Here is a 24265-nt window from a genome sequence, read left to right on the forward strand (position 1 = left end):
ATTGATCCACCCCGCCTGACCCTTCGTCAGGCGAGCATCCGTCGAGACTGTCGGAGGCGCGCGGAAAACAGGAAAACACAAACAGGCACGAAAGCAGCCTTCGGAGCCCCCGAAGCTACCCGCGCCCTGATGTTCTTCTTGCCTCCACGAGCGCGATCGCCCGCTGGACGGCGGCGGTTATACCCAGCTCCGTCGTATCCAGCAAGTCCGCGTCGTCCGCTTGCACGAGCGGGGCGGCCGCCCGGTTCGAATCCCGCGCGTCGCGCGCATATATGTCGCCCAGCACCGCCTCCAGGGACCTTGTGCCGCCGCCCGCCTGCAGCTCGGCATGACGTCGGGCGGCCCGCGCCGCCGGGCTGGCGGTGACGAACAGCTTGGCGTCGGCATCGGGCGCGATCACCGTGCCGATGTCCCGCCCGTCCAGAACGGCGCCGCCCGGCTGGCGGGCAAAGGCGCGCTGCCGCGCGAACAGGGCGTCGCGCACCGCCTCGTGAACCGACACGATGGAGGCCGCGCGGCCTGCCTCCTCGCTCCTGAGCGCAGGATCGGCGAGCATTTCGGCGGGGAAATCGCAAACCGCAAGCGCCTGGGCCGGATCGGCCGGGTCGCCGCCCGCCCGCATCACGGCGACGCCGACGGCGCGATAGAGCAGGCCGGTGTCGAGGTGCGGCAGGCCATAATGCCGCGCCAGAGCGCGCGCGATCGTGCCCTTGCCGGACGCGGCGGGGCCGTCCACGGCGATGATCATCGCGACTCCGCCCCCAGCGATTCCATCAGCGGCACGAAAGAGGGGAAGCTGGTCGCGATCGGCCGGGCGTCGTCGACGATCACCGGCCGGTGTGCGGCAAGGCCAAGCACGGCAAAGCTCATCGCGATGCGGTGATCCAGATGGCTGGCGACGGTTGCCCCTCCCGCCCGCCTTTCGCCGCCGGTGCCGTGGACGACCAGACCGTCCTCCAGCTCTTCCACCCGCACCCCGCAGGCGCGCAGCCCTTCGGCCATCACGGTGATTCGGTCCGATTCCTTCACGCGCAGCTCTCCCAGCCCGCGCGCCACGGTCGTGCCCCCGGCAAGCGCTGCTGCGACGAACAGGATCGGATATTCGTCGATCATGCTTGGCGCGATCTCCGGCGGAACCTCGATTCCCGAAAGCGCGGATGCGCGAACGCGAAGATCGGCCACCGGCTCGCCGCCTACCTCGCGCTCGTTCAGAAGCTCGATCGACGCGCCCATCATCCGGAGCGCCTGGATCAGCCCGGCGCGGGTCGGATTGACGCCCACATTCTCGATCAGCACGTCCGATCCGGGCACGATCAGCGCCGCCACCATCGGAAACGCGGCCGATGAAGGATCGCCGGGCACGATGATCGCCTGCGGCTTCAACTCCGCCTCTCCACGGATGGAGATGATGCGGCCTTCGGGGGCGTCTTCCACCGTCACCTGAGCGCCAAATCCGGTCAGCATCCGTTCGCTGTGGTCGCGGGTGGGCGTCTTCTCGATCACCATGGTCACGCCCGGCGCGTTGAGGCTCGCCAGCAGCACCGCCGATTTCACCTGGGCGGACGCGACCGGCAGCACATAGCGCAGCGGCACGGCGGGGCACAGCCCGGCCATGGTGAGCGGCAGGCGTCCGCCGGGCGACGCCTCGAAGCGCGCGCCCATCAGCGAGAGCGGATCGATCACCCGCCCCATCGGCCGCTTCGACAGCGATGCGTCGCCGGTGAAGGTGGCGGTGATCGCATGGCTTGCGACCAGGCCCATCAGCAGCCGGGTGGACGTGCCTGAATTGCCCATGTCGAGCGCCGTCTGCGGTTGCAGAAGCCCGCCCACGCCGACGCCGTTCACCCGCCACAGCCCGTCGCCGGTCCGCTCCGCCGATGCACCCATCGCCCGCATCGCCGCTGCGGTCGCAAGCACGTCCTCGCCTTCCAGCAGGCCCTCAATCACGCTTTCGCCGACCGCCAGCGCGCCCAGCATCAGCGCCCGATGGGAGATCGACTTGTCGCCCGGCACGCGCACCGTGCCGATGAGCGGGGTCGAAACGTTGAGGCTGAGCGGAAGGGGCTGGGACGCAGCGGTCATTCTGGTTCCGGGGCGAAGCTGGCTGGAAAAGGGATTTGGCTTTTGACAGCGCCCGCCTGCTATGGCAAGGCGCGCCCGTTTCGTGGGAAGGCCGGATTGCGGCTCGCCCATCCTTTTTCCAGTCTACGCGCGTGGAGATAAAGAACGTGGTCAAGCCTGAATGGGGCACCAAGCGGACCTGTCCGAAATGCGGGACGCGCTTCTATGATCTGCAGGCCGAAGATCCCGTGACCTGCATTTCCTGCGGCACCGCCTGGGCGCCCGAGCCTGTCCTCAAGTCCAAGCAGCCGCTGCCGTTCGGCGAGCCGGAAAAGAAGGAAAAAGAGCCCGCATCCGATTCGGACCTGGCGGAGGATCTGGAGATCGACGAGGACTCTGACAACGCAGAGGAAGACGTTGATCTGGGTGGCGACGACGATCTGGGCGTCGCCGGCCGCGACAAGGAAGAAGAAAGCTGAGACGGCCTTCTTTCAAACTTGCACCGGGTGCGCGCTTAACATAGAAGCGCGCCGAACCGGCCGGACCCATCCGGCATGACAAGGTTTTCGGGGCCGTAGCTCAGCTGGGAGAGCGCTACAATGGCATTGTAGAGGTCAGGGGTTCGATCCCCCTCGGCTCCACCATGAAAAAGGCCAGCAATCCCAAGGGGTTGACTGGCCTTTTCTACAAGCCCTCAAACGCTCAACAGGTTCGAAATCGGCGTTACGATCGGCGTTACGTCTGCGTATTGCGCTTTCATGCTTGCGGCGTAAGATAATAATCAGCCTTCGGGTGGCACCGGCTGGAGGACTGGCTGATTATCGGTCAGCCCTTTCCGCTGCGGCCCGCACCTCGCGGGCGAGCGCGTCCATGCGCTTGGCGCAAATGCCATAGAGGTGGATCACTTCAGTCGCCGGCATCAGCGTCATCGCCCCCGTCTTCTCTCCCGGCGGCAGTTTTTCCAGTTTCTCGCACGGCCGCAGGAAGGATTCCTGGACGGTCGTTCGCAAGCTCGACCGCTTGGTTATAGGCCCGCACGCCGTCGCCATCCCAGCACACATTGCGATAGACAGTAGGGCCAGGCTGGGTGACGATCCGCTCGATCGTCCGGGTGATGGTGTTGCTCGCGATCTCATCCTTCGCCTCACTTTCAAGTGCCTGCCGCGCCCGATCGGCGCTGGCGCGCTGGTACTTCGCTTCAGCCGCAGCCTCGGCGCGGTCTACGGCCGCCCGCTTGCCGGCCTCGATCTTGTGAGCGTCGCACCGGCCCGCGCCGTAGGCGGCGACCAGCGCAAGCACGCCGCCAAGCGCGAGGTAAGGCTGGCCGATCATGCGACGCCCTTCACCTTCTCATAGGTGCGGATGCCGAAGGTCGCCGTGGCGAACATCAGTATCTGGACGAGATATCCTTCAGAGACAGCGTTGCCGGTCCATGGACCGATGATGCCAACATAGGAGACTGAACCGACCGTCACCCAATCCAGCGTCGGCCGGGCGAGGCGCGCATAGATCTGATACCAGCGCGACTGCCGTACCGGATGATCGGGAAGGTTGATGGTGGTCACGGATATTGCTTTCGCGGCAGTTCCCAATGCGGGCCGTCTTTGAACGATCGCCAATCCCCGCCCCAGGTGACGGGTACACCGACGTCAGCGGCGGCCTGCTTCACGGCTGGAGCCAGCTTGTGAAAGAGTGGCCAGTCCCACCGGATGGTGCCACCCACCCAAGGCGCTATATCGACGGCATGGCCAGTGATGTGCCGGGAGTTCATGGTCTTGGAAGCGCCGGCCGCGACAAGCTCTTTCTGCCGTTCGCGCGTCCGCAGTCCTTCAATCACGGCGAAGTCGATAGGCGTGATTTCGATGGCGCGTCGGATGACCTTCACCAGATCCGGGTGAACGCCTTCAAGGCGGGACAGGGACCGAATGCTCAGGGTGTAGGCCATGTGATGCTCCATGTAGACCGCCAATATCTACATTATCGACGCGCTAACGTCCACTTGCGCCTTTCTCGGTCTTCTTCTTGCGCTTGCGCCCATCCTTTTCACCGACAACGGCGGTCGCAAAAATGTCGCCTGCCTTCGGGCTCGTGCCATAGGCGGTGCCTGCGCCGGCGGCCGTTGTGTAGATCGGGCCGCCGGGGAATGCCGCAACCACGCCCGCCATGGCAGGCGCGAGCGCGAAGCCATAGAATGACCGCAACGCATTATATTCGGCGGTGTTGGTGTTCGGACTGTTTCGGTCAGTAAGAGTCTTCGCCATATTGGTCATGTTCTGGAAGTCCGCGCCCATGTATGCGCCAAGCGGGAGATAAGCCAGGTCGCGATTGTATTTGAGCCCGGTCCATGAATTGATCATCGGATCGAACGCGCCGAATGAGAAGGTCCGTGATGCGGCCAGGGCCATGTTGGCCTTCCACCATTGGCCGTCCTTCTCCCATTCCTCCTGCCGCTCCGGATTGAACAGGACTTCGCGCGTGATGCTCGCCAGCATATTGAAGCCATAGAGCAGCCCGGCACTGAGCAGTGTGCCGGCCGTATATTGCGCGAGAAGGCCGATCTCGCCTTCCTTGGCCAGTCGGGCGCCCTTGGTGATGTTCCGCTTCAGGAGGTGCCTGTAGGCGCTCTGGATATAGGACGTGATCGAATAGGTGGCATAGGAGGCGAGCGGGTTGCGACTGAGCGGCGTCAGGTCCGCGGCATTGGCTTTCTGGATCGTCATGTTCGCCAGCCGCAGCAGGGCCGTGTTGTAGTCATAGCCCTCCGGCCCGGCCAGCCATTCCTCTGAAGGCAGCGCGCCCTGCATGTCGACAATCTGCCGGGCGAAGGCGTCCGGATCCCGCACGCCCAGCTCGCGCATCAGGTTCGCGGCTTCCTTGCCGCGCTTGTCGCCATCGAGAACGCGGTGCGACATCTCGTTGACCAGCCCGCGGCGCGCCACGTCCATGACCGCGACGTCGGACATGTTGGTCAGAAAGGTGATGCCGCTGTTGCGGAACATCCAGCCGGAAAGCTGATCCCACCGGGTCGGCGAATCGCTCGTGGTGCCGAACCGGTCCTGCATCATGAACTGCTCAAGCAGATGGTGCTTGATGAACCCGTGCGCCATACCCCAATCGCGCAGTTCCTGCCGGGTGCCGCTGTGCAGGATGGACGCCCAGGTCTTCGCAACCGCCTTGGCGCCATCGATCGGGCTGCCGGTCACAATGCCCATTGCCGCCGGCTCGAACGTGGAGAGCGTGACGGCGCGGCCCATCATCGCCAGCGTGCCCTTCACGCGCAGGAAACTGAGCGCGCTCACCACGCCAGGATTAGCCAGCCAGCCCGTCCGCCGGTAACGGCCGGTCATGCGGTCCACAAGGCTCCAGACATAGCGGCGCTCGCTTTCAGGCACGCCCTCCTGTGCCATCTGCTCATCAAGCTGACGCGCGATCGATCCAGCCGGGTTCTTGCCGTCGGGATGCCCGAAGCGCTTGGCCCATTCGGTTCGCTGCACCGAATGGCGAACATACTGGATCAGCGACGACACCGGGTCCGGGTTGTAGAAGTCCTTCAGAATGTCATCGGCTTCGGGCGGCAGCGAACGGCGCTTCTCCGCATTCGGCAAGCTCGACGTCATGGTGTAATCGGGGAACGTCTCGGTGTGCAGGATCGCGTCGCGATAGGCGAAGGCCGCCTGCATCGCATAGGCAGACCGCACCTCGTCCAGCATCTCATCGATCAACGAAGACACGGCTTCAGGATCGCCGTCGTCATCGCGCATAGCCTTGCGCAACGCCTTCACGCCATCGATGCCGTTCTGCCGGGCAATGGCAATGAAGTTTTCCAGCCTGTCCGGATCGCCCGCAATGGCGCCCGCATCCGCGCCAACGTCGCGGTCGAACACCAGCCCATAGACCTCTTGCGCCTGCTCCGTGAACTTGTCCGGGTTCTTGGCGACATATTCGCGGTCGATCTGCCTGTGGATATAGGCTGCGTCGTTCACATAGCCGAGATCGACCCCGGCGTTGCGGTTCTCATACCATTCATCATTGTAAGCCTTGCGCATGGCGTCCGCGAGCGGCGTCAGGCCCATGTCGTCATCGACTTTCTTGCCCAGCAGCAGGTCGCGCAGCGTCGACGTCTGTTCTTTCGACAGGCTCTTGTAGACCCATCCCTTGGAGCCGTGCTTCTGGAGCTGCGCCATGACCGGGTTCAATGCCTTGTTCGTGCGCATCTCGATCGACTGGTGCCATGTGCGGCTAACGTGCCTGGTGCCGCCCAGGTCGCTCATGAACTGATCGGCGATCTTCTGCGCCGCCTTGGACCCCCAGCGCGTCGCGATCATCTTCACGCCATCCGCCGCGGCCGAGAATGCCAGCGAGCGGACATTGTTGATCTTGGAGCCGATCTTGACCGGATCGGCCGCGCGCAACTCCGCGTCCGCCTTTGCCGCATCCCGGTTGTGCCGCCAGATGGTGAGCGCTTCCCTGTCGGCACCGAACAACCGATCGGCCATGGACCGGTTGCGGCGCTCGACGATCGCCATTGTCCGCTTCACATCGGCCGGGTTCGGACCGCTCTCCGCCGCGCTGTCGAAATCAGCCGCGATGCGCGGTGTAACCTCACCGCCATTGGCCTCCCGGATCATGTTCTCGGCGTTGAGCATATCCATGACGCCCTGCATGGCGTCGAAAATGCGCGCGCGTTCATCGCCTTTCGGGAAGGTCAGGCGGAACCGGTCTTCGGCATCGGACAGATAATTCTCGTTGCCCTTGGTGACGAACTCGCTGCCGAAACCCTCGCTCGCCATCTTGAAAGCGGTGAACGCCTCGAATGACCGGGCAAACATCTCGGTCGGCTGCGTCCAATAATCGCCCTGTCCACCACGGCGATTAACCTCCGCCGCGCCGCGATAGAAGGCGCTCTGCGCCGTCCGCGACTTGCTGCGCCCGGTCTTGAAATTATCAATCTGCGTCTGAAGCGCCGCCTTCTGGTTGGCGCTCTTGGTTTCGGCAATGCGCTTCTCGAGGTCCATGATCTTCAAGGCCATCTCGGCTTCATCGAAGAACATGGCATTCAACAGCTTCACGAACGCTTCGCGGACATTGGCTGGCTGGAAGTCCGCGCCATCGGCGCGCACCTTGCCAGTCAGGCCACGCGCCATATCGGGCGACACCTTGCCCAGCAGATAATAGTCCAGCGCGTGCGCCCATTCGTGCGCGAAGCTATTGGACCGCTTCGGCAGCATGATCTGGTTTGCGCCCGGATTGAACGCGCCGAGGAACTTCGCGCCCTTCAACAGCCGCAGGCTGAGATTGCCGCCCAGGCTGATCGCCTTTGGCGAAATACCAAGCACGGACGCCATGCCCTGCAAGGTCTGGTGCGCGTCCAGCATCTGGTCGATCGCATATTGCAGCGGCATGTCCGGCGCGACCGCGACCTTCACGCCAGTCAGCTTTTCCAGCGCGTCGCCCAGCAGCTTTGCTTTCCGCGCGGGCGGTAGGAGATTGAACTTCTCCGGATCCATGCCCATCGCGCGCGCGGCGCTGTCATTTACCGACTGGCGGTTGGTGAACGATGCTTCGGCAAAGCTCGGCTGATATGCGCCGCGATCTGGAGCCTTGCCCTCCGCTTCGGTCTTGACCTTGCTGCCGGCCATGTCGGGCGCGTCCGCAAGATCCAAATCCATCCGGTCTTCAGCCGCAGCCAGAAACGACGTCTGATCCCGATCGCCACTGCGGCCCGCCAGAATGTCATCGATCAGGTCCGCCGGATTGTCCGGGCCATCATTGCCGAACATGCCGGGGTCGGAAAGCTGCGCGCGGGCGCGCTTCACATATTCGCCAATGGCAGCCGTGATCGCCTGCTTGCTCGCGGGCGCTGTCAGCTTCTCATTGTAGAACAGGCGGATCAGGCCGTCCGTCACTGGATCGCGCGGCATGAAGGCGTCGACTTGCGCGAGGAAATCGCGGACGCTCTCACCTTTCTGGCGAAGATCGCGGATCGCCTTTGCCGCCGCGGTCAGCGCCTTGGTGATATCGAACTGCGGCAACACCTTGCCGTCGGCAATGTCGGTGCGAAGCCGCGCCCAGCCGGCCGCATTGCTTTCGAGCGCGCCGCCGATCGACTTGATGTTGTTGTCCTGGCTTTCGTCCAGCGTGCCCAGCAGATCCGCATCGTCATAGGCCGCAGCCTTCAGGGCCGCGCGAATGCGCCGAACGCCATCGGCTGAAATCTGACCGTCGGCGGTGAAGAACGCCGCCTGTTCCTGCGGCGGGAGCTTCCCGACAACGACGCGCACGAAATCCCGGTTGGCCGCATCGGTGACATCGCCACCGCGGTACAGGTCCAGCGTCTCGCCATTGATCCCTGCCGCATCCGTCTTGGCGCGCTCCGCGCTGCCCATCTGGAGCTTGGTATCGAAATTGCTGTCGCGGACGAACTGGACGCGCTGCTCAGGGGTGAAATCACTGACGCGGCGGCGGACCAACACCGGTCGCTCGATGCCTTCCGTCCGGTGTCCCTGCGATTCCAGATAGTCGCGATATGCCTGCGCCCGGTCGGGGAATTCGTCGAACACTCGGTTCAGCGCCAGCATCCGGCCGTTGCCGCTTTCCACCACATCATCCGGGCCAATGATCGGTGCGCCGCGGTCGGTTTCCGCGCTGTCGCCCAGGCGCGTCGGGTCGAACTTGGAAACGATATCCTGCACCTGGATATCAGTCGACGCACGCGAACGATCACGGTTCTGAAGGTCGCCTTCGGCCGCCTTCAACGCGCGGCTGTCCACCACCTCAAAGCGCGTCCGGACGCGATTGCCGGCCGGGGTGGTGACATAGCGCTCGCCTTCCCCCAATGGACCGGGATCGGGGCGAAGCGGATCATTCCGTGCACCCGGCCCGTCGGCAGCGGCGGGAGGACTGACGCCTTCAACGGGCCGGGGCTCCACGGCCGCGCCCATGGGCTGGTCGGGCGCGGTGGGAACGGGTTCAACAACGGGTTCGGGGGCCATCGGCCGGGCAACCACAGCCTCTGCCGGAACAAGGTCGGCAACGGCTGAAGCGTCTGGCACGTCGGGCTGTCGTGCGGCCGCGCGGCGCGCAAGCAGGTCAACACCTGCATCGACGCCCTTCGTCACGGGCCGGACAGTGGCCCGCACAATCTTGTCGCCTACGGCCATGGTGGCGTCGCCAAGCCGCGTGTTGCGGTTCTGAAGTGCGCCCGCGCCGGCCGCAATGGCGATCTTCGCCGGATCCAGCCCTTCGCCAGTGACCAATTCGCGCGCGGCTTCCTGGCCGCCGCCGATTGTGGCGCCGGCGGTGGACGCCATGACCGGGTTGGCAAGAACGCGCTCCAGCGGCCCGGCATTGGGCGCGACGCGAGTTGGCGACAGTGAGGGACGGCCGAACAGGAAGCCGGGAAGCATCTCGCCAATCATCGTGGCGTGGGGGTGCGCCGTTACATCCTGCGTGCGCTGCTCATCGGTCTGCCCCAAGGCGCGCACGACACTTTCAGGCGCAAGATCAAGCGCCTTTTCCTGCAACACCCCAGCGCCATAGCCAGCCCCCATGGAAGTGGCGAGGCCGCCCACCAAGCCGGCCAGCGGTGAGACAACCGGGGCGGCCGGTCCAGCGAGCGCGCCCAGAGTTGCGCCAGCCGTGAAACCTGGCGTGAACGCCATCACACCCGCTGTAGTAGGCAGTGCCGAACGAGCGCCCCCGCGGACAAGCGCGCCAGCCGCTTCCTCTCCACCTTGCGGATCGGCCGTCAGCTTCGCCTGCCGATCCATGACCTGCCGGCGCTGCGTTTCATAGGATGATGGAGCGGCTGGCTTCCCAGCGGGCTTTGGCGACGGGACGGAAGACAGATGGCTGATGATTTCGCCATCCGAATAGCCCGCCTTGCGCGCGCCGGACGTGTCGAACTTCTGGTCTTTGGCGAGAAAGTCCGCTATTTCGGCGTCTGAATAGCCCGCCTGTTTTGCGGCGGCGACGTCAAAGCCCATAGCTAATTCCTGAAGGAGTCTAGTGGCGGCCGATTGGCGTCCCTCGTGCGTTCCCTCCGTCCAATATTCTGCCAATAGCGCAGCGACATCCCAACCGCCTCCGCCATGTTCCCGTTCTGCTGATAGAACTCGATCGCCTTGCGGCGCACATTGGTCATGGCGCCGTCAGAAATGCTCTGGATCGGATTGCCTTCCTCATCCCTGCCGCCGTTCATCTGGCGCAGGATCTCGGAATCCACATCATCCATCTGCGTCGGCGGAACGAACTTCGGCTTGTTCGGATCGCCCTTGCCAAAGCTGCCATGCCCGCGATCACGTCTGTCGGTAATATCCTGGCCGCGGCGGGACGTTGCCGCGCTGATATCCTGGCCGCGCATGGTGGTGGACGCGCTGACGTCTTGGCCACGGCGTGTCGTGGCATTGTCGGCCTCGTTCATGCGGTAGCGGTTATCCAGCTCGCGGCCCTGATAGGCGTCGCCCTGCTCGACCGTGTAGGCGGTGTTATCGTCGGACTGCTGGCCCAGCAACATGCCAAGCATCCGCATGACATTTTCACTGACCGGTGGGCCGGAAGGGGGTGCAGGAACCGGAACGGCGCGCGGTGCCGATACCGTGATTTCATCATCGGTTGCGGTGGTTTCAGGTCCGGGGATACGAGTAATCGCCCCCGCAAGGCCGCTTGGCTCCTGCGGCGCCATCGCCCCCCGAGCGGCATCAAGAATAATCTGACCGACAGCACCCTTGTTCAGTTGGTCCGCCGTCGCGTCATCGGGATTGCCGCGGAAAATGCTGGCCACTGTGCCCGGAAGGCCGTCGTTCACGCCCCAATTTCGACGCGCGTTGGTCACATCCTCCGTCTGCGTCGTGCGTGCGCGATCATAGCCGGCCGACGCCTGCGCCTGATCCACCCGCGCGCGGTTCAGCTTGGCTTGTGCCGCCATCTCCGGATTGCCGAACAGAGCAGTGGAAAGGCTGCTGCCCACCATGCCCCAGGTCGGGTCGGTCGGATATGGACCGGCGTAATAAGGGTTCTGATAGCGAGGCATTAAACGACCGCTCCCCCCATTGCGCCAAAGCCGCCGGATGAGCCGCCTGCGCCGTGCGAGACCGCCTGGCTAGCCGTGGCCCCCGATCCAAGTCCTGTGAAGGCATTGGCGCCCAGCCATGCCGATCCGACCATCTGCGCCAGACCGCCAAGCCCGCGCAGCGTGGAGCCCTTCTGCGCGGCGGCGCGCAACTCGGCATCGAGAACTTCCGCCGACCGCGCCTTGCTGGTGCCAATCTGGCCGATCTGCTGGCCAAGGCGGCCCAGCGAAACATTGGTGTCGAGAAGCTGATCGCCCATCCCGGTCAGATTGGCGAGCGCTTCCGCCTGCTGCTGGCTGCGCGCGCGCTGCTCGCCAACCACCTTGTTGTTACTCTCCGCCACGATCGCGGGCGCATTGCCGGGCAGAAAATCCTGATTGTCCGACCTGGAATTGAGTGCGTCGATAAAGGCGGCCTTGCGTGCCGAAACCGCGTCCGTGTCATCGCGTAGCTTTTCCGCCGATTCATAGGACTCGCCCAAAAGCGCGTCCTGCTCCGCACTCATGCGTTTCTGGCGGCCTTGCTCTACGTTGTGGCGGGCCATCATGGCGTTTTCGGCACGCTGGTTGCCGAAATACTGCGCTACTGATCCGCCAACCGCCAATGCCAGCGGGATTGCCCATGGACCGCACATCAGCCTACCACCCTGGCGGAACCGCCACCATTGGAGAAAAGCGAACGTCCGCCGCCGATAAAGCCGGAATAGTCGTTCCGTGCATTCGAGCCGATGCGCGAAACACTGTCGGCGAAACCTGCGAATAGCTGGCCCAAAGGAGAGAAGCCGGCAGGTTGATTAAGGTTCTGCGCTTGCCGCACAGCCGCCTGCGCCGCCGCCTGGTCGTCGCCGGTGGCCTGAAGCTGCGTCACAAGGTTGGAGCGCACATTCTCTACATTGGCGCGCGTGTCATTGGCGACCTCCAGACCCTTGTTGGCGATATCCAGCCGATGCTTGTCGAACTCGTCCGACAGCTCCGCATTCTTTTTCTGCGCGGCGCCGGATTGAAGGATCCCGGAGCGATCAAGCGCATAGATCAGCTCATCTTTGGACCGGTCATAGGACTGATCAAGCTGGGGCAGAGCATAGTCTTCATAAGCCTGCCGGCGCTTGTCATAGAAAGCGTCATCAAAGCCGCCGGTGCGCTCAACACCAGAGAACAACTTGCCGGTCTTCGCGGCGATCTGGGGGATGCCGCCAAGATAAAATCCGCCGCCGAACGGCAGGGAGATGAAATTCCCGCCGTTGGCTGCGCCCGGCTCGAAAGGCGTCCCATCCTCATTGTAAAAGGTTTTGGAGGGATCATATTCCGTGACCGGATTTATGCCGCGCGAAGATCCATCGAAGATCGCATTGATCTTCGCCATCCCGTCTTTGATGCGGGCTTGGCGCGCGACCTCATCGGCACGCTGCTCTTTCGCGATCCTATTGGCCGCTTTGGATCCGCCGCCTCCGAAGCACATCAGGGACGCTCCCAGGTATAGATATGAAAGTCGTCGCCGTTCTTGCCGTACCGCTTCAGTGTGCATTCGCGCTGTGCGCCGAGGGCTCCAAGCCAGCGCTGTGCTTCCACATGACCCTCCATCGACCGGCATTCCAGACGGTGCGCGCCGTCTGCCCAAAGCGTTGGGATCATAGTGCGACGAATGAATTTTGTCACCGATAATCCGATTTGTCGAAAATCGTCGGTTGCAAACATCCACAATGACCACACACCGGGCCAACAAGGCGCCGCGCCCCATGTGGCGATCGGCTCCTTCAGACCGGCCACCCATGAAACCGCTCCGGTCGACATGACCGATTCCACCATGCCGTCCGGATCTTCGGAAAAGCTGGTCGCGAATATCTCGCGATGGTCCCATTCCCGCATATGCGTGACGATATGCCGCACCTTGGGGGCGGATAGCGGCTCAATGAACATCAGCTCGCCTGCGCTGCCTGATAGTGGATAATGACCTTGCTGAGCTTGGCCGGGCCGGCGCGTTCGTTCACGAGCTTGAGCTTGATGACCGGGCTGTCGCCGACCATGCTGATATCCATGTGCGCCAACGTCGTTCCGCGGACGATCGCCACCTGTGACCAGACGTCGGGCGTCGCCGGGTTGGTGTTGATATAGATGGTCCATTCGCCCTCGCAGACGACATCCAGCCCGGTGAACTGCTTCCACGTCGCAATGGTGCGGCCATCGATGTACGGAAGCTCTACCTCTACCGTCGACAGGTCATAGGTTTCGCCGTCATCGCCGCCATAGAGATAGATGGTGTCACCGCCGCGCGCCCAGACCTGGCTGTCCATCGACACGAATTCCGTCGCGGTGAAGCCCGGATCATAGCGCGACCATGCCGAAATCTTGGAGGCCGAATAGTAGGAGAACACATATTGGCGGGCGCCAAGGCCGAGAATGTACCGGCCGTCGATCGGATCCATTATAGCGCAAGCGCGGGTCTTCTCCGTGTCCGTCAGCGTCCGCATGTACTCGATCATCTCATCATCGATCGGCGTTCCGACGTCCGACACGCCAGCCTGATTGGACGAATCCCGCGCGCGGAGCGATCGAATGCCGGTGTCCGACAGAAAGAAAACATCAATATCGCCAAAGCTGACGATCGACTTATGGGCAAGCGTGCCAATGTTCGGCAGCACTTGACGCTGCGCGTTCTGCGCCGGGTCCGGATCAAGAAACCATATTTGTGTATTGCGCCGGGCAAAAACCGCCAGATAGCCCTGATACCGCCCCAGCCCGGTCAGCGTCTCGGATCCTGCCGACTGGTTTGACATGTTGATGAAGCTGGCGCCGGTGCCTGCCCAGTCGTCCGGATCATCGACCGCGCAGAAACTCAACAGGCTGGTGGAAACGGTGTAGACCTTGCTCTTGATCGTCAGAGCGGCGGCGGCTTTCTGGCCGGCGATATGGGTGACGGCGCTCCCGGAATCCCAATCGGTCACGCGCGTGCCGTCGTAGAAGCACAGGCCGTCGCCATTGGCGTAAAGCGCGGCCGCAAACACCTTCCCATCGAAGAATTCGGCGTCGGTCAGTTGCGTCATGTCTTCAGCCGACGGGTGGACAAGCCGCTGATAGGTGACGCCGGAGGGCACGGCCGGGGAAGCCTCTGACCCGAAAACGTAAAGCACGCCATTCGCGCCCGCCAAGCCGAACGTCTCGGCCGGCGGCAGGCTGTATTTCATCACCCACGCCTTGCGCTTCTCGATCTCGCCACCGCGGGTGATGTGGGCATTCACGAGCCGCTGGAGCGACCCTTGCGGCGAAGATGCCGGGAGCTTCCTGCCGTCAAGCCCTGCCTTGAAGTCCTCGATGACGACATACGCCATCAGGGGTTCCTGACATATGCGACCAGAGGCTCGCGATCACGGCGGCGCTCTGCGCCATTCCCGCCGCTAAAGCTGAAGCTGCTCTTTCGGGTCTGGACGCTGCGTCCCTTGACCGTGCGGAACCGCTCGACCGCCTTGGTCTGCTTTGTGGCCGCCTCCGGCGATTGCTTGCGGGCGAGGATTTCCGACGCCGCAAACAGGATGATCATGCGGTCATCGAGGTCACAGATCGCGTCGGTGGTGATCAGCGGTGTGAAATTGCGGATGCCGATGATCCGGATTTTCTGATCATTGGTGGCAGGGATCGGCCAGATTTCAAGCTGGGCCTCGCTGCCGGTATAAAGCACGTCCCACTTCATCGCCGGTTCGGCGCGAACGTCCGCGTCGCTGTCGTGAAAGTTGTAGTCGTCCATGGATATCCCGCGATCGAGCGGGAACCATTTATCGCCCCAGAAATAATCGATCCGCTCGATGCGCTCCAGGTTCAGGTCATCCGGAACGTCGTAGTAGCGCTGCCCCGCCTGAAGATCGATATCGCTGCGGATGCGCAGAAACGGCCAGTCGAATTCCTCATACAGCCGCTCATATTCCCGCCTGATCAACTCCTTGATCAGCGGCTCCATGTTGACCGACAGCGCGGGGTCCGGATCCATGTTCGCTTCAATGCGAACACTTGTGACCATCTCACCAAGCGTTACCCCGCGCGCCATGGACTATTCCTTTTCCGGGAGGCTCGCGATCTCCACATCGGGGAACGCAATCGCAAAAAGATCAGGCGGATAGACGGCAACATGCTCCGGCCCGGCCGACACGATAAAGCCGGGCTCGACGCGCTTGATGCCGTCGCCGTCCCGAATCTCGTGATAGACGCGCGCGCGATAGAAGGGCGTTCCGCCCTTATCCGGCTTCGCTTCGGCGTTGGCCTTGGCCTGTTTAGGCGTCCGCGCCATCGACTACCTCCGGCCTCTCACGATGCGGGTTCATCAGCTCGGCAAGGCCAATATCCTTCAGGGAAACGGGAAGGTTTTTCTGTGCGCCGGGGAATAGCTTCTCCAGCAGAGAGCCGTTGCCGGCATCCGTCAGCCCGGCTGGGGTGCGGCCATAGCTACGCTGAAGGCGATCCCATTCCTCATGCTGGGCGCGCTTTGACATCTTCGTCGGGTTGATATCGACAACGGCGCTTTCGCCGTGGATCGCCCGGAGAACGAGAATTTCGGCAGGCGTGACATCCGATTTGCGAACGGTATGGCCAGCGCTGTCGCCAAGCCGGACCTCGACATTACAAAGTTGCATTGGTTCCTCCTGCTAAAGATGAGCCCCCCGGCCGAAGCCGAGGGGCGGTACGCATCAACCGTCGTATTGCGGGTTGCCCAGGAAGCCCGGATCCGGCAGGGCGGCGATCAGGGCGAAGCCCTTTGAACCGTCGCAGGCCGAATTGGGGTCATAGGTGCCCCGCACGTCCGCCGTGGTGGCCGTGGAAGGCGTGTTGACCGCCAGACCGGCAACCAGGGTGCCGCTGGTGGCAATGGCGCCGTCCTCGATCTCTTTCAGAACGAGGCCGCCCGCGGGCAGATAGACCGGCAGACCAAGCACATCGCCGGTGCCGACGAAGCCATTGCCGGCCAGCGCCGCCGAAATGGCGATGCGGGTGATGGTCTTGAACGCCTTCTTACCCGCAACGGCTGTGGTGCCGTTGAAGGCAATGGTTTCGATGACCGTGTTGCCAAGGTAATCGGTGCCGTAGACCGTCGCCGTCTGGGTCGTGTCGCCAGCGCCGGACGAATCGATGATCACGTTCCGGCCATAGCGCGCGTCAAGAACCGCCACGCCGTCGCTGACCAGATCGCCATCAAGCGTCAGGTCGGCAGCGCCTGCAACCGCCTGCGCTTCCGCCACGCCATCGGTGTCGATCGCACCCGGAGAACCGAGATTGATCAGGACCGTCTTCACATCCTTGTAAAGCTCGGCTCCGCTGGTGGCGTCCGCCACCACATCGCCGGTGCCATACTCATCGAACTGGAACGTCCAGGACGTTCCGGCAGGCATGGTGGTCGCACCCTTGTAGGTGACGGTGACAGTGGACGCTCCATAGGAGAGCGTCATGTCTTCGGGTTGCGAAAGCAGCCGGCCGCCAAGCACGAGCTTGGCGTTGGTGCCGGACGCGAACTTGCCGCGGTCATTCGCACCGCCGGGATACCCGACGGTGAAAGTGCCGCTTGTGGCCAGGGCCGACGCCAGAACGCCGGTGACTGTCTGGAGGCTCATTGTTTGTCTCCTGCAAAAATCGACATCAAGCGGCTTCGTAGACGCCGTGGCAGTTGAGCTGATCGGCGACCAGCCCACCTGTCCACGTCAGGCCACGGTAAAGCACGTATTTCTCGGGCGGGCGGGCAGGGGAGTGCTGTTTCCAGTCCTCACCATCCATCACGTCCAGATAGACGTGGCGCGGGTCCATGAAGAAGCAATAATTCTCCATGTCCAGATCATCCAGAGTCGGATCATACTGGAACCGGCCAACGCCACGCATCGAGATGTCCGCCATGCCAATGTCGGTCTTGCCGGTGTTGGCAAAGCCTGCATCGGTATAGGTGCCCTTCTCGTGGATTTCGGCTTCCACCTTCTCGATGAAGCCGGAACCGGCGAGCAGGAGCGACGGCTTGCCGCCATAGCGGGTGAGCTGACGCACCTCGGCGCGGAGCTTCTTGGTCAGCGTCTGGTTGGAGGTGGAATGGGTGATCTTCGGCCCGGTGTTGTCGGTCGCGCCAAGCGTCCCAACAAACGCGCGGTTCCGCCACCAGCTATTGCCTGCGCGATCGATGCCGCCGGTGAAGCCCGAATTCGGGTTCACGGAGATGATCGACGTGACGCCAGCGAACACCTTGGACGACTGCGTACCGTCGCGCCAAAGGATCTCGTTGAACGAGCGGGCCGAACCTTCGGAAAGATCGTCCAGCTTGTCTTCGAGCAGGTTGGTGATCGCCACCTTTTCCGCATCCGTATGCATGGTGGTGTTTTCGCCATTCAGGCTGTCCACCACGCTGATGCCAGCGTGCTTCAGTTCGGTCAGCGTCATCGCGATACCGGAATGCAGTTCCTTCCAGGGGAAGTTGGTCTGCTTCAGGTTCGCCGGGTTGACGTAGCTCACGGTGTCATCGTGGCTGTAGCCCTGAAAGGCCGAGCTATATTCGCCCTTCACATTGCGGCGAATATCGTTCTTGCCACCAGGGAACGTCTTCTGGCTGCGCTTCATGGCGTCATAAAGCGGGCGGCCCTGAATGGACTGCGCCATGGCCGGGCCTTTGATGTAAAAGTCCAGCGTGGCGCTTGCGATGTTATCAAGCTCTTGAGCGGTAAACGGCATGATTGCCTCCTCAACGGGTCAGTGCCGCATCGACCACATCCCGAATTGAATTCGGGGTGGCCGTTGCGCGTGCGGACAATCCGGCTGGGCTGGCAGCGACCGGCTTCGGCTTGGGCGCGAAAACCTTCAGGTTATCGTTCACCTCGCGGTAGGCGCGATCGACAAGGGCAACGGCTTCATCGCGGTTCTGGGGTCGTTTTCCGTCCCGCGCGACAATCGCCAAAGCCTGTGTCTCGACCAGCTTGGCCTTCTTCGCGGCATAGTCCGGATCCTTGGCCTTGATCCCGTCTTCCCACTGCTGCACGGCGGTCGCCATATCGGTGGCAACGCGCTGTGTTTCGGAAGCCCTGCGGGTTTCCTCGTCCTGCCGGGTGCGTTCGGCCGTCTTGGTTTCGAGATGCGTGCGCTGCGAGCGCTCGCGCGCCAGCTCCTTCGCAAGCACCTCATCAACCAGACCGTCGTTGACCTTCTGCTGAAGATCATCCGGCAGAGCCTCCCCCAGATGCTCGTTGAGCGACTGGAGGCGTTCAGCAAACCAGTCCCGCGCCTTTGTGAGATTGCCCATGTCACCGCTCTTGAGCAGCGCCATGATCTCGAAACCTTCCGCGACTTCCGGACCAGTCAGCCCATTGGCGTCCATGAACCCGGTAATCTTGCGGTAGTTTTCGGCCTCCGGTCGAAGCGCGTTACGCTCCTCGATGACGGCCTTCCAGCGTGGGTGGTTGTGGAAAGGGACATCAGCCTCGGCTACATCCTCGACTTCTTCGGCTTTCGCCTCATCGGTCTTGGCTTCCGATCCTTCCGCCGCTTCCGAGGTGGACGATTCCTCTTCCGCCGGTTCCTTCTTATCGACGACGCCTTTGACGACATCGAGAAGATTGGTCGGCTCCTGCTTAGCGTCCGTATTGTCCGCGTTGGACGATTCCGCGGAGTTAGCGTCCTCATTCGACACCTCTACGCCCGTGTCAGTCACCTGATCGGGTGCTTTGGTGTCTTCGTTTTCCGAAGCGGGCGAGGCTTCGGTTGACTTCAAGGTCATGGTTTAGCGCCTTTCTGCAAGTTGCGTTGTATCATGTTGATCGTCAAAATCAACAACTAGCCCATGCCACCGGGTATCTGGTTCGGCTGGGGGCCATTGTTGAAGTCTGCCTGCGTCCGGCTACCGGGCTGGGATTGCTCACCAGTCTGATCGCCGCCCTTGTCGCCCTGGGCATCCGGATCGTTCGCGGGATCACCCGTGGACGGCCGCGCCATGGCATTCTGCGCCACGATCGACGGCAGGCCGTCAATGAACGCATCCTCGATCTGCGTGTCATCGTCCGCGATCTTGACCGCGCGCTCCGCCAGTCAGCGCGGCGAAATGCCCGGAACCTGCACGAGAAGCGGGTACATACGCTCGAAGGTCGCCGCATCCTGCGCCTGATTGGGCCGGCCGCTGGAGCCCGCCTTGATCTCCAGACCGACCTCCTGCATCATTTCCGACCGCGAAAGCTCCGGCCAGACTGCGCCGGGGCCGGCAATGGCCATCACGGTTTCCGTCGACAGGTTCATCAACATGATCTGCCCAGCCGCGCGCATCACGGCGGTCAGCACATCGTCCAGGCTGTCGCTGTCCAGGCTGATCGAACTGTTCTGGCTCGACTGCGCGATGGAACTTTCGGTTGCCGTGCCATTGGCAATGCCGCCGATATTGGCCTGCTGAATGCCGACGACGCGCACCATGTCATTGAACATGGATTCCGTCTCGTACAGGTTCGGATCGACGCCAATCTTGTTCACGGGCGAGATCAAGTCAGACGATTTAACGTTATCACGCATCGCCTTGATAATAATGACGTCATGCGCCGCATGGCCGGCCAGGTTCTTCTGGTCATCCTCATCGAACTGCCCGTCGGGCGCCAGATAGAGCGGCCGGTTTGCAATGCGATGCTGCCGCAGGGCCTCCTTCGCCCGGTTATATTCGAGCTGGATATGCTTCAGCAATTCGACGTCGGACTTCGGGAACAGTTCGCACTCGTTTTCCGTCTCGTTGAAGGTGACGGCCCAGATCGGGAAGAATTGCTCGACCTGAATGGCCGGGCTGCCAGGCTCCTGCAGAAAGTCGGGATAGCCGTCGGCAATCACATATTCCAGACCGGTGTCACGATCATAGACATGCCAGACGCACGCCAGCCCTTCGCCGGTCTTGGCATAGGGCGAGCCGTTGGCCATGCCATAGGACTGCTTGGCCGCCCCCCATGGGGTGCTGTTCGACACCTTGTAGGCCGCATAGTTCTTGCCGAGATCGACGCCATAGACCTCCTTCACGCGGTCGGGCGTCAGGATCACTTCTTTCGCCAGCCAGTTCGAACCGACCCAGCCGATCAGCGATTGCGTCTCCGGAGAAGGGATGATCCGCGTCGACTGCGGGAAGTTCCAGAGCAAGCCCTCGCGAATGATGACTTCCGGCTCGTTCTCGATCGCCTGTATCGCCAGCCGCAGTTCCTCCGCCTCGGCGGAATAGGTATCCGTTTCGCCGTCCTGAATATCGGCTTGCAACCGGCCAATGGTGGCAAGGCGTTCCGTCATGTCCGAAATGCGCGTCGACTGATCGTCGGACAGGTCCATCTGCCGCTGGAAGCCCAGCTCAATGTAGCCGACGCCGGTTGTCCGGGCGCGCCGGATCATCTGCTTCATCTGGGTTTTGAAGTCCGGGATCTGCTCGCTCATGTAATACTGGATCAGCACCTCCAGCGTGCGGCCGACCTTATCGAGCATGCTCCGGCGCTCGACGTTCTGCTGGATGTCCTGAAGGATGGAGATCGACTGAAGATCAGGCGGAACGCCTTTCTGCGTCGCAACTTGCATCGCCATCATCGCCATTTGCAGCGTTTCCGGCTTGCCGTCCCAGACCGCGAAGTCCAGCCGCTCGCGGCGCCGCGCGATGACACGCGGGTTCTTGGCGTAGAGCGACGCCACGGACGATTTCAGAACGCGCTGGACGATATTCGCCTTGTACCGATCGTCGTCCTTTTTCTCGTTCGGCCATTGCTTGCCGGACGCGAAATCCATGTTCTCGCGCATCCGCTTGAAATCGTCTTTCCAATGCTCCTTGGCGTGCTTGACCTTCTGCTGCCACTGCTGGACAAGCGCGCGCCGGCTATCGCCGGGTTCCGGGTCGTCCCGCACCATGCCGCTTTTGACCGCTTCTTCCAGACCGTCCATTACATGCCCCTCAAACTGGCCGCGATCCGGCGTTGGCGATCACGAAAACTGGCGTCCCGCTTGACCCATGCGAGCGTTCCCACACGCGGCCCCTTGAACGCGGTGTCATTGGCGGGTGCGGCCCGGATAATCCGGTCCAGCCCCAGACCCATGTGCGCCAGGGCGTCCACGAAATCGTCATGCCGCGCCTGCGGAAACTTCAGCAATTCCTGCCGGGCGTCCTCGAACCACGGTTCGAACATCGGGAAGCGCACCATGCCCATCGACATGCGGCCCTGGATCGATTGCGCGCGCGTCACCTTGTCCTTTGACGGAACCTGCTCGGACACGTTCACGTAAACCCGTTCTTCCTGCATCCGCTTGAACAGGAACGGGCCGATCGACTTGGAGATGTGACCGCTCTCCGCCCACCAGATCAGGGGCTTCCACTTCTTCATCAGCGAGATCATCGCGTCCACGGTCGCGTCGGTCTTCATCCGCTTCCAGACGGTATCCAGCACCCAGATGCGATGCTGATCGTCGACACCGACCACCAGAAGGCAGGTCCGGTCATGCTCCTGCTTGGTGCCGACGGCGTGGTCACTCGCGGCGTAGATCCGCAGGCTTTTCGGTGCATCGCCGGCCCGATAGGTCCGCACCATGTCCGACGTGAAGAAATCGCCGTCTTCGGGCGTCGGCTGCTGCTGATAGAGCGCACTGAAACCCTTCGGGTTGGTCCGCTTGAAATTGTTGAGATATTCCAGCCCGAACCGCTCCGGCCATAGCGGCTCGCCCGCCTTGCGGCCCAGCACGTCATTGTCCCGTGCGATAGCCGGTATGTCGATGATCTTCCATTTGGAGGCTTCTTCGCCGTCATAATGGGGGTTAGTCGGATCGGTGATCCGGCCAACGAGATCGTCTTCGTGCCAGCGGGTCTGAATGATGATCATCGCGCCGGTGTCGGACATGAAGCGCGACTTGATGTCGTTCTGATACCATTCCCAAAGCTGGTCGCGGATGGTCTGGCTCGATGCCTCCTGGCTGTTCTTGATCGGATCGTCGATGATGATCAGGTCCGCGCCGCGGCCTGTGATCGTGCCGCCCCGCCCCAGAAAGAACAGCGCACCACCTTCCTCGGTCTGAAGCCGATCGGACGCGGCGGAGCCCTTGCGCAACGTGACGCCTGGGAAAATCTGCTTGTAGCTGTTCGACTGCATGACGGCGCGCACGGCGCGGCCATAATCATCGGCGAACGGCTGGTTATAGGTGCAGACCGCGACATTGCGATATGGATCGCGACCGACATACCACGCCGGGAAGCGCTTGCCCGCAAGCTCGGTCTTGCCGTGGCGCGGCGGGAAAGTGATGATCAGCCGCAGTATCCGCCCGGCTTCCACCTCTTCCAGCGCGGCGGCCAGCGCCTTGTGGAAATACTGCGGATCATAGCGGCTCTGCTCCGCATCGTCCGGTTCCTCCGGATGCGGCATGGTGAACCGGGTAAAATCAATCACGCTTTCCCTGGAGCGCTTCGCGCACAGCAGGCGCATCGCCATGCGACGCTGCCGCTGAAGATCCGTCTGCTGCTGGATACGCTCCTGCTCCGCCTGTTCTTCCGGCGTTAGCTGCGGCGCTTCCTGTTGCTTGGTGGGCTTGCGCGCCATCAGAACTTCATGCCCTTGGCCGCGCCATAGGCGGCAAGCGCCAATATCGCGCCGATCGCAATTTTCTTGATCCACGCCCAAAGCCCGCGGCCAAGGTCATTATAGAATTCATCGGTCAGTTGTTGGCGCAGTTGGAAGACAATCGCCTGGACATCCTGATCGGACAGCGTTCGGCCGCCCTTGGGCGGCTCCGGCGGGAAATGATCGGTGTCGCGCATCAGGCAATGCCTGCCGCCGCCAGGCGGGCCTCAATGGCGTTCAGGCGCGCTTCCGCTTCATCCGCCCGCGCCTTCTCGCGCTTGGCGATGTGCTGCAAGGCGACAACCATGCGCTCATACTGGACGCCGTCCGCGACCGGCTCTGCCAAAGGCTCGCCTGCTTCGTCGGTGGTTCTCCAAAACACCCATCGCGGATCTAGTTGGGCGATAGTCTCGGCGCCGAAGCCGTAGTAAGTCCAATCGGGATTGTCGGCGGCGCATAGCGATTTGTAAAAAATGCCTTCGGCATCGAGGATCTTGTAGGCCCACTCGTCCGCGACCGGCTCAAGAACATCCTTGAAGCGCAGCGATGAGGTGGACCTCATGAACGATCCGTCGCTGTGGACATACATATTCGCGGCATTGAGGGTGGTTGTCGAATATGTACCTGTGCTGGTGATAGTGCCGCTGGTGTCTAGACGGATCGCGAGAACTCCAGCCGCTCCATAGAGGTCCAGCATCCCGCCGCCGAAGGAGTTCTGCGTAAGCCGCATCCGGTCCGCAAACGTGGCAACGCCACCCGCAGCGCCTGCCGCTGCGAACGACCACAAGAACGTGGTGCTGTCAGCCAGAAACTTGGTCGATGCAGTTAGGTCCGTTGGTCGCCGCCAGTCCGTTCCGTCGTAGTAAGCGTTGACGCCAAGAGCCAATGTGGTGCCAGACGACCCGGCGATGAAGTTACCGGAACTGCCAAGACTGAGCGCCTTAAAAGCGGACCACGTCGGCGGCGTGGCCCCTATGCCCGCATTGCCATTGAATTTCTGCCCATCCGCAAAGCCGCCTTGCGCGCTGAAGCTGCCGGAAAGTGTAAGCGACGTGAACCCCAGCTTCGCTGTAGTGACCGCGCCGTCCGCAATCTTGGCGGTTGTCACCGCGCCATCCGCGATAGAACCAGACGCCACCGCGCCGAAGATCGGAACCCATTTATCGGCCGCTTCATCGGTGGAGAATGTGCCGGACGTGTGAGCGACGGTCGCGACATAGGTGCTGCCGTCTTCCGCAACCACGTCCCCCATTTCATAGGCGGTCGCAGTCACCCACGCTCCGCGTGGTGTCCAGCCCTGGCCGGAGCCCAGCGTGGTCAGAACGTCCGTTGCCAACGTGTCGAGCGTGACAGCGCTATTTTTCAACGCGCCATCGTCGCGCTGGATCTGCACGAGGTTCGCCAGAACGGCGTCCAACGTGACCTTGACCGCGTTCAGCTCGGCATCGAGGCTGGTGCCCGGCTGCTGGTCGGACGGCCGGGTGGCCGACCAATCGGTAAAGTCGAACTGGCGGCTATATGGCGTCGGTTGCGACATTCACCCGGTCCTTCGCAAGAGATGCGGCAGTTTATTGATGTTGAC

22 protein-coding genes and 1 tRNA gene are annotated in these 24265 nt (G+C 62.5%); 2 read left to right on the forward strand and 21 right to left on the reverse strand.

Going from position 1 to position 24265, the window contains the following annotated elements:
• Positions 1-115: 115 nt before the first annotated feature.
• Positions 116-748 carry a (d)CMP kinase gene (locus BSL82_RS15580; RefSeq protein WP_072598187.1) on the reverse strand — a complete coding sequence of 211 codons (633 nt, stop codon included), beginning with the start codon at positions 746-748 and terminating at the stop codon, positions 116-118.
• Positions 745-2082, reverse strand: a complete 1338-nt coding sequence (gene aroA / locus BSL82_RS15585) for a 3-phosphoshikimate 1-carboxyvinyltransferase (protein WP_072598188.1) — start codon at positions 2080-2082, stop codon at positions 745-747. The genes BSL82_RS15580 and aroA overlap by 4 nt, the downstream gene beginning before the upstream one ends.
• 146 nt (positions 2083-2228) lie before the next feature.
• Here aroA and BSL82_RS15590 point away from each other — a divergent pair, with 146 nt between their 5' ends.
• On the forward strand, positions 2229-2540 hold the full coding sequence (locus BSL82_RS15590) for an FYDLN acid domain-containing protein (RefSeq protein WP_072598835.1): 312 nt from the start codon (positions 2229-2231) through the stop codon (positions 2538-2540).
• A gap of 89 nt (positions 2541-2629) precedes the next feature.
• Positions 2630-2705: transfer RNA gene (locus BSL82_RS15595), tRNA-Ala, on the forward strand.
• A 262-nt stretch (positions 2706-2967) separates the two neighbouring features.
• Here BSL82_RS15595 and BSL82_RS15600 read toward each other — a convergent pair.
• The 19 genes from BSL82_RS15600 to BSL82_RS15690 all read right to left on the reverse strand — a co-directional run bounded on the left by BSL82_RS15600 (position 2968) and on the right by BSL82_RS15690 (position 24220).
• Complete coding sequence (locus BSL82_RS15600) at positions 2968-3393, reverse strand: hypothetical protein (protein ID WP_072598189.1); 426 nt, start codon at positions 3391-3393, stop codon at positions 2968-2970.
• A complete protein-coding gene (locus tag BSL82_RS15605; protein ID WP_072598190.1) occupies positions 3390-3626 on the reverse strand; it encodes a hypothetical protein in 237 nt (78 codons plus the stop codon). The genes BSL82_RS15600 and BSL82_RS15605 overlap by 4 nt, the downstream gene beginning before the upstream one ends.
• On the reverse strand, positions 3623-4006 hold the full coding sequence (locus tag BSL82_RS15610) for a M15 family metallopeptidase (RefSeq protein ID WP_072598191.1): 384 nt from the start codon (positions 4004-4006) through the stop codon (positions 3623-3625). Before BSL82_RS15610 ends, BSL82_RS15605 begins: the two co-directional genes overlap by 4 nt.
• Before the next feature lie 43 nt (positions 4007-4049).
• The gene (locus tag BSL82_RS15615; RefSeq protein ID WP_072598192.1) at positions 4050-10046 is read right to left on the reverse strand and encodes an LPD1 domain-containing protein; all 5997 of its coding nucleotides are present in this window, start codon (positions 10044-10046) and stop codon (positions 4050-4052) included.
• A 2-nt stretch (positions 10047-10048) separates the two neighbouring features.
• A complete protein-coding gene (locus BSL82_RS15620; protein WP_072598193.1) occupies positions 10049-11092 on the reverse strand; it encodes a hypothetical protein in 1044 nt (347 codons plus the stop codon).
• Complete coding sequence (locus BSL82_RS15625) at positions 11092-11766, reverse strand: hypothetical protein (RefSeq protein WP_072598194.1); 675 nt, start codon at positions 11764-11766, stop codon at positions 11092-11094. The genes BSL82_RS15620 and BSL82_RS15625 overlap by 1 nt, the downstream gene beginning before the upstream one ends.
• Positions 11766-12869 (reverse strand): hypothetical protein, encoded by a 1104-nt coding sequence (locus tag BSL82_RS15630; protein WP_158010943.1) that lies wholly within the window; start codon positions 12867-12869, stop codon positions 11766-11768. The genes BSL82_RS15625 and BSL82_RS15630 overlap by 1 nt, the downstream gene beginning before the upstream one ends.
• Before the next feature lie 178 nt (positions 12870-13047).
• Positions 13048-14457, reverse strand: a complete 1410-nt coding sequence (locus BSL82_RS15640; protein ID WP_072598197.1) for a hypothetical protein — start codon at positions 14455-14457, stop codon at positions 13048-13050.
• Complete coding sequence (locus tag BSL82_RS15645) at positions 14457-15167, reverse strand: phage adaptor protein (RefSeq protein ID WP_072598198.1); 711 nt, start codon at positions 15165-15167, stop codon at positions 14457-14459. The genes BSL82_RS15640 and BSL82_RS15645 overlap by 1 nt, the downstream gene beginning before the upstream one ends.
• Positions 15168-15170: 3 nt before the next feature.
• The gene (locus BSL82_RS15650; protein ID WP_072598199.1) at positions 15171-15407 is read right to left on the reverse strand and encodes a hypothetical protein; all 237 of its coding nucleotides are present in this window, start codon (positions 15405-15407) and stop codon (positions 15171-15173) included.
• Positions 15391-15750: a hypothetical protein gene (locus tag BSL82_RS15655; protein ID WP_072598200.1), complete on the reverse strand. Its 360-nt coding sequence runs from the start codon at positions 15748-15750 to the stop codon at positions 15391-15393. Before BSL82_RS15655 ends, BSL82_RS15650 begins: the two co-directional genes overlap by 17 nt.
• Before the next feature lie 54 nt (positions 15751-15804).
• Positions 15805-16722: a hypothetical protein gene (locus BSL82_RS15660; RefSeq protein WP_072598201.1), complete on the reverse strand. Its 918-nt coding sequence runs from the start codon at positions 16720-16722 to the stop codon at positions 15805-15807.
• A 25-nt stretch (positions 16723-16747) separates the two neighbouring features.
• Positions 16748-17818: a phage major capsid protein gene (locus BSL82_RS15665; protein ID WP_072598202.1), complete on the reverse strand. Its 1071-nt coding sequence runs from the start codon at positions 17816-17818 to the stop codon at positions 16748-16750.
• A 10-nt stretch (positions 17819-17828) separates the two neighbouring features.
• The gene (locus BSL82_RS15670) at positions 17829-18857 is read right to left on the reverse strand and encodes a hypothetical protein (protein WP_072598203.1); all 1029 of its coding nucleotides are present in this window, start codon (positions 18855-18857) and stop codon (positions 17829-17831) included.
• 56 nt (positions 18858-18913) lie between these two features.
• Positions 18914-19072, reverse strand: a complete 159-nt coding sequence (locus tag BSL82_RS20620) for a hypothetical protein (protein WP_162274411.1) — start codon at positions 19070-19072, stop codon at positions 18914-18916.
• A gap of 93 nt (positions 19073-19165) precedes the next feature.
• On the reverse strand, positions 19166-21022 hold the full coding sequence (locus BSL82_RS15675; RefSeq protein WP_072598204.1) for a hypothetical protein: 1857 nt from the start codon (positions 21020-21022) through the stop codon (positions 19166-19168).
• Positions 21022-22662, reverse strand: coding sequence for a phage terminase large subunit (gene terL, locus BSL82_RS15680; protein ID WP_072598205.1), 1641 nt, complete (start codon positions 22660-22662; stop codon positions 21022-21024). The genes BSL82_RS15675 and terL overlap by 1 nt, the downstream gene beginning before the upstream one ends.
• Positions 22662-22880 (reverse strand): hypothetical protein, encoded by a 219-nt coding sequence (locus BSL82_RS15685; RefSeq protein ID WP_072598206.1) that lies wholly within the window; start codon positions 22878-22880, stop codon positions 22662-22664. Before BSL82_RS15685 ends, terL begins: the two co-directional genes overlap by 1 nt.
• On the reverse strand, positions 22880-24220 hold the full coding sequence (locus BSL82_RS15690; RefSeq protein WP_072598207.1) for a hypothetical protein: 1341 nt from the start codon (positions 24218-24220) through the stop codon (positions 22880-22882). Before BSL82_RS15690 ends, BSL82_RS15685 begins: the two co-directional genes overlap by 1 nt.
• Between the last annotated feature and the right edge of the window lie 45 nt (positions 24221-24265).

The sequence above is a fragment of the Tardibacter chloracetimidivorans genome (genome assembly GCF_001890385.1).
GTDB lineage: Bacteria > Pseudomonadota > Alphaproteobacteria > Sphingomonadales > Sphingomonadaceae > Tardibacter > Tardibacter chloracetimidivorans.

What these genes read in the sequence shown, in the direction of transcription:
- BSL82_RS15610 (WP_072598191.1), bottom strand. Translation starts at nt 4,006, where the DNA reads ATGGCCTACACCCTGAGCATTCGGTCCCTGTCCCGCCTTGAAGGCGTT.
- BSL82_RS15580 (WP_072598187.1), bottom strand. Translation starts at nt 748, where the DNA reads ATGATCATCGCCGTGGACGGCCCCGCCGCGTCCGGCAAGGGCACGATC.
- BSL82_RS15600 (WP_072598189.1), bottom strand. Translation starts at nt 3,393, where the DNA reads ATGATCGGCCAGCCTTACCTCGCGCTTGGCGGCGTGCTTGCGCTGGTC.
- BSL82_RS15675 (WP_072598204.1), bottom strand. Translation starts at nt 21,022, where the DNA reads ATGGACGGTCTGGAAGAAGCGGTCAAAAGCGGCATGGTGCGGGACGAC.
- BSL82_RS15645 (WP_072598198.1), bottom strand. Translation starts at nt 15,167, where the DNA reads ATGGCGCGCGGGGTAACGCTTGGTGAGATGGTCACAAGTGTTCGCATT.
- BSL82_RS20620 (WP_162274411.1), bottom strand. Translation starts at nt 19,072, where the DNA reads ATGGCGCGGCCGTCCACGGGTGATCCCGCGAACGATCCGGATGCCCAG.
- BSL82_RS15655 (WP_072598200.1), bottom strand. Translation starts at nt 15,750, where the DNA reads ATGCAACTTTGTAATGTCGAGGTCCGGCTTGGCGACAGCGCTGGCCAT.
- BSL82_RS15660 (WP_072598201.1), bottom strand. Translation starts at nt 16,722, where the DNA reads ATGAGCCTCCAGACAGTCACCGGCGTTCTGGCGTCGGCCCTGGCCACA.
- BSL82_RS15620 (WP_072598193.1), bottom strand. Translation starts at nt 11,092, where the DNA reads ATGCCTCGCTATCAGAACCCTTATTACGCCGGTCCATATCCGACCGAC.
- aroA (WP_072598188.1), bottom strand. Translation starts at nt 2,082, where the DNA reads ATGACCGCTGCGTCCCAGCCCCTTCCGCTCAGCCTCAACGTTTCGACC.
- BSL82_RS15665 (WP_072598202.1), bottom strand. Translation starts at nt 17,818, where the DNA reads ATGCCGTTTACCGCTCAAGAGCTTGATAACATCGCAAGCGCCACGCTG.
- BSL82_RS15650 (WP_072598199.1), bottom strand. Translation starts at nt 15,407, where the DNA reads ATGGCGCGGACGCCTAAACAGGCCAAGGCCAACGCCGAAGCGAAGCCG.
- terL (WP_072598205.1), bottom strand. Translation starts at nt 22,662, where the DNA reads ATGGCGCGCAAGCCCACCAAGCAACAGGAAGCGCCGCAGCTAACGCCG.
- BSL82_RS15615 (WP_072598192.1), bottom strand. Translation starts at nt 10,046, where the DNA reads ATGGGCTTTGACGTCGCCGCCGCAAAACAGGCGGGCTATTCAGACGCC.
- BSL82_RS15630 (WP_158010943.1), bottom strand. Translation starts at nt 12,869, where the DNA reads ATGGGGCGCGGCGCCTTGTTGGCCCGGTGTGTGGTCATTGTGGATGTT.
- BSL82_RS15690 (WP_072598207.1), bottom strand. Translation starts at nt 24,220, where the DNA reads ATGTCGCAACCGACGCCATATAGCCGCCAGTTCGACTTTACCGATTGG.
- BSL82_RS15640 (WP_072598197.1), bottom strand. Translation starts at nt 14,457, where the DNA reads ATGGCGTATGTCGTCATCGAGGACTTCAAGGCAGGGCTTGACGGCAGG.
- BSL82_RS15685 (WP_072598206.1), bottom strand. Translation starts at nt 22,880, where the DNA reads ATGCGCGACACCGATCATTTCCCGCCGGAGCCGCCCAAGGGCGGCCGA.
- BSL82_RS15625 (WP_072598194.1), bottom strand. Translation starts at nt 11,766, where the DNA reads ATGTGCGGTCCATGGGCAATCCCGCTGGCATTGGCGGTTGGCGGATCA.
- BSL82_RS15670 (WP_072598203.1), bottom strand. Translation starts at nt 18,857, where the DNA reads ATGACCTTGAAGTCAACCGAAGCCTCGCCCGCTTCGGAAAACGAAGAC.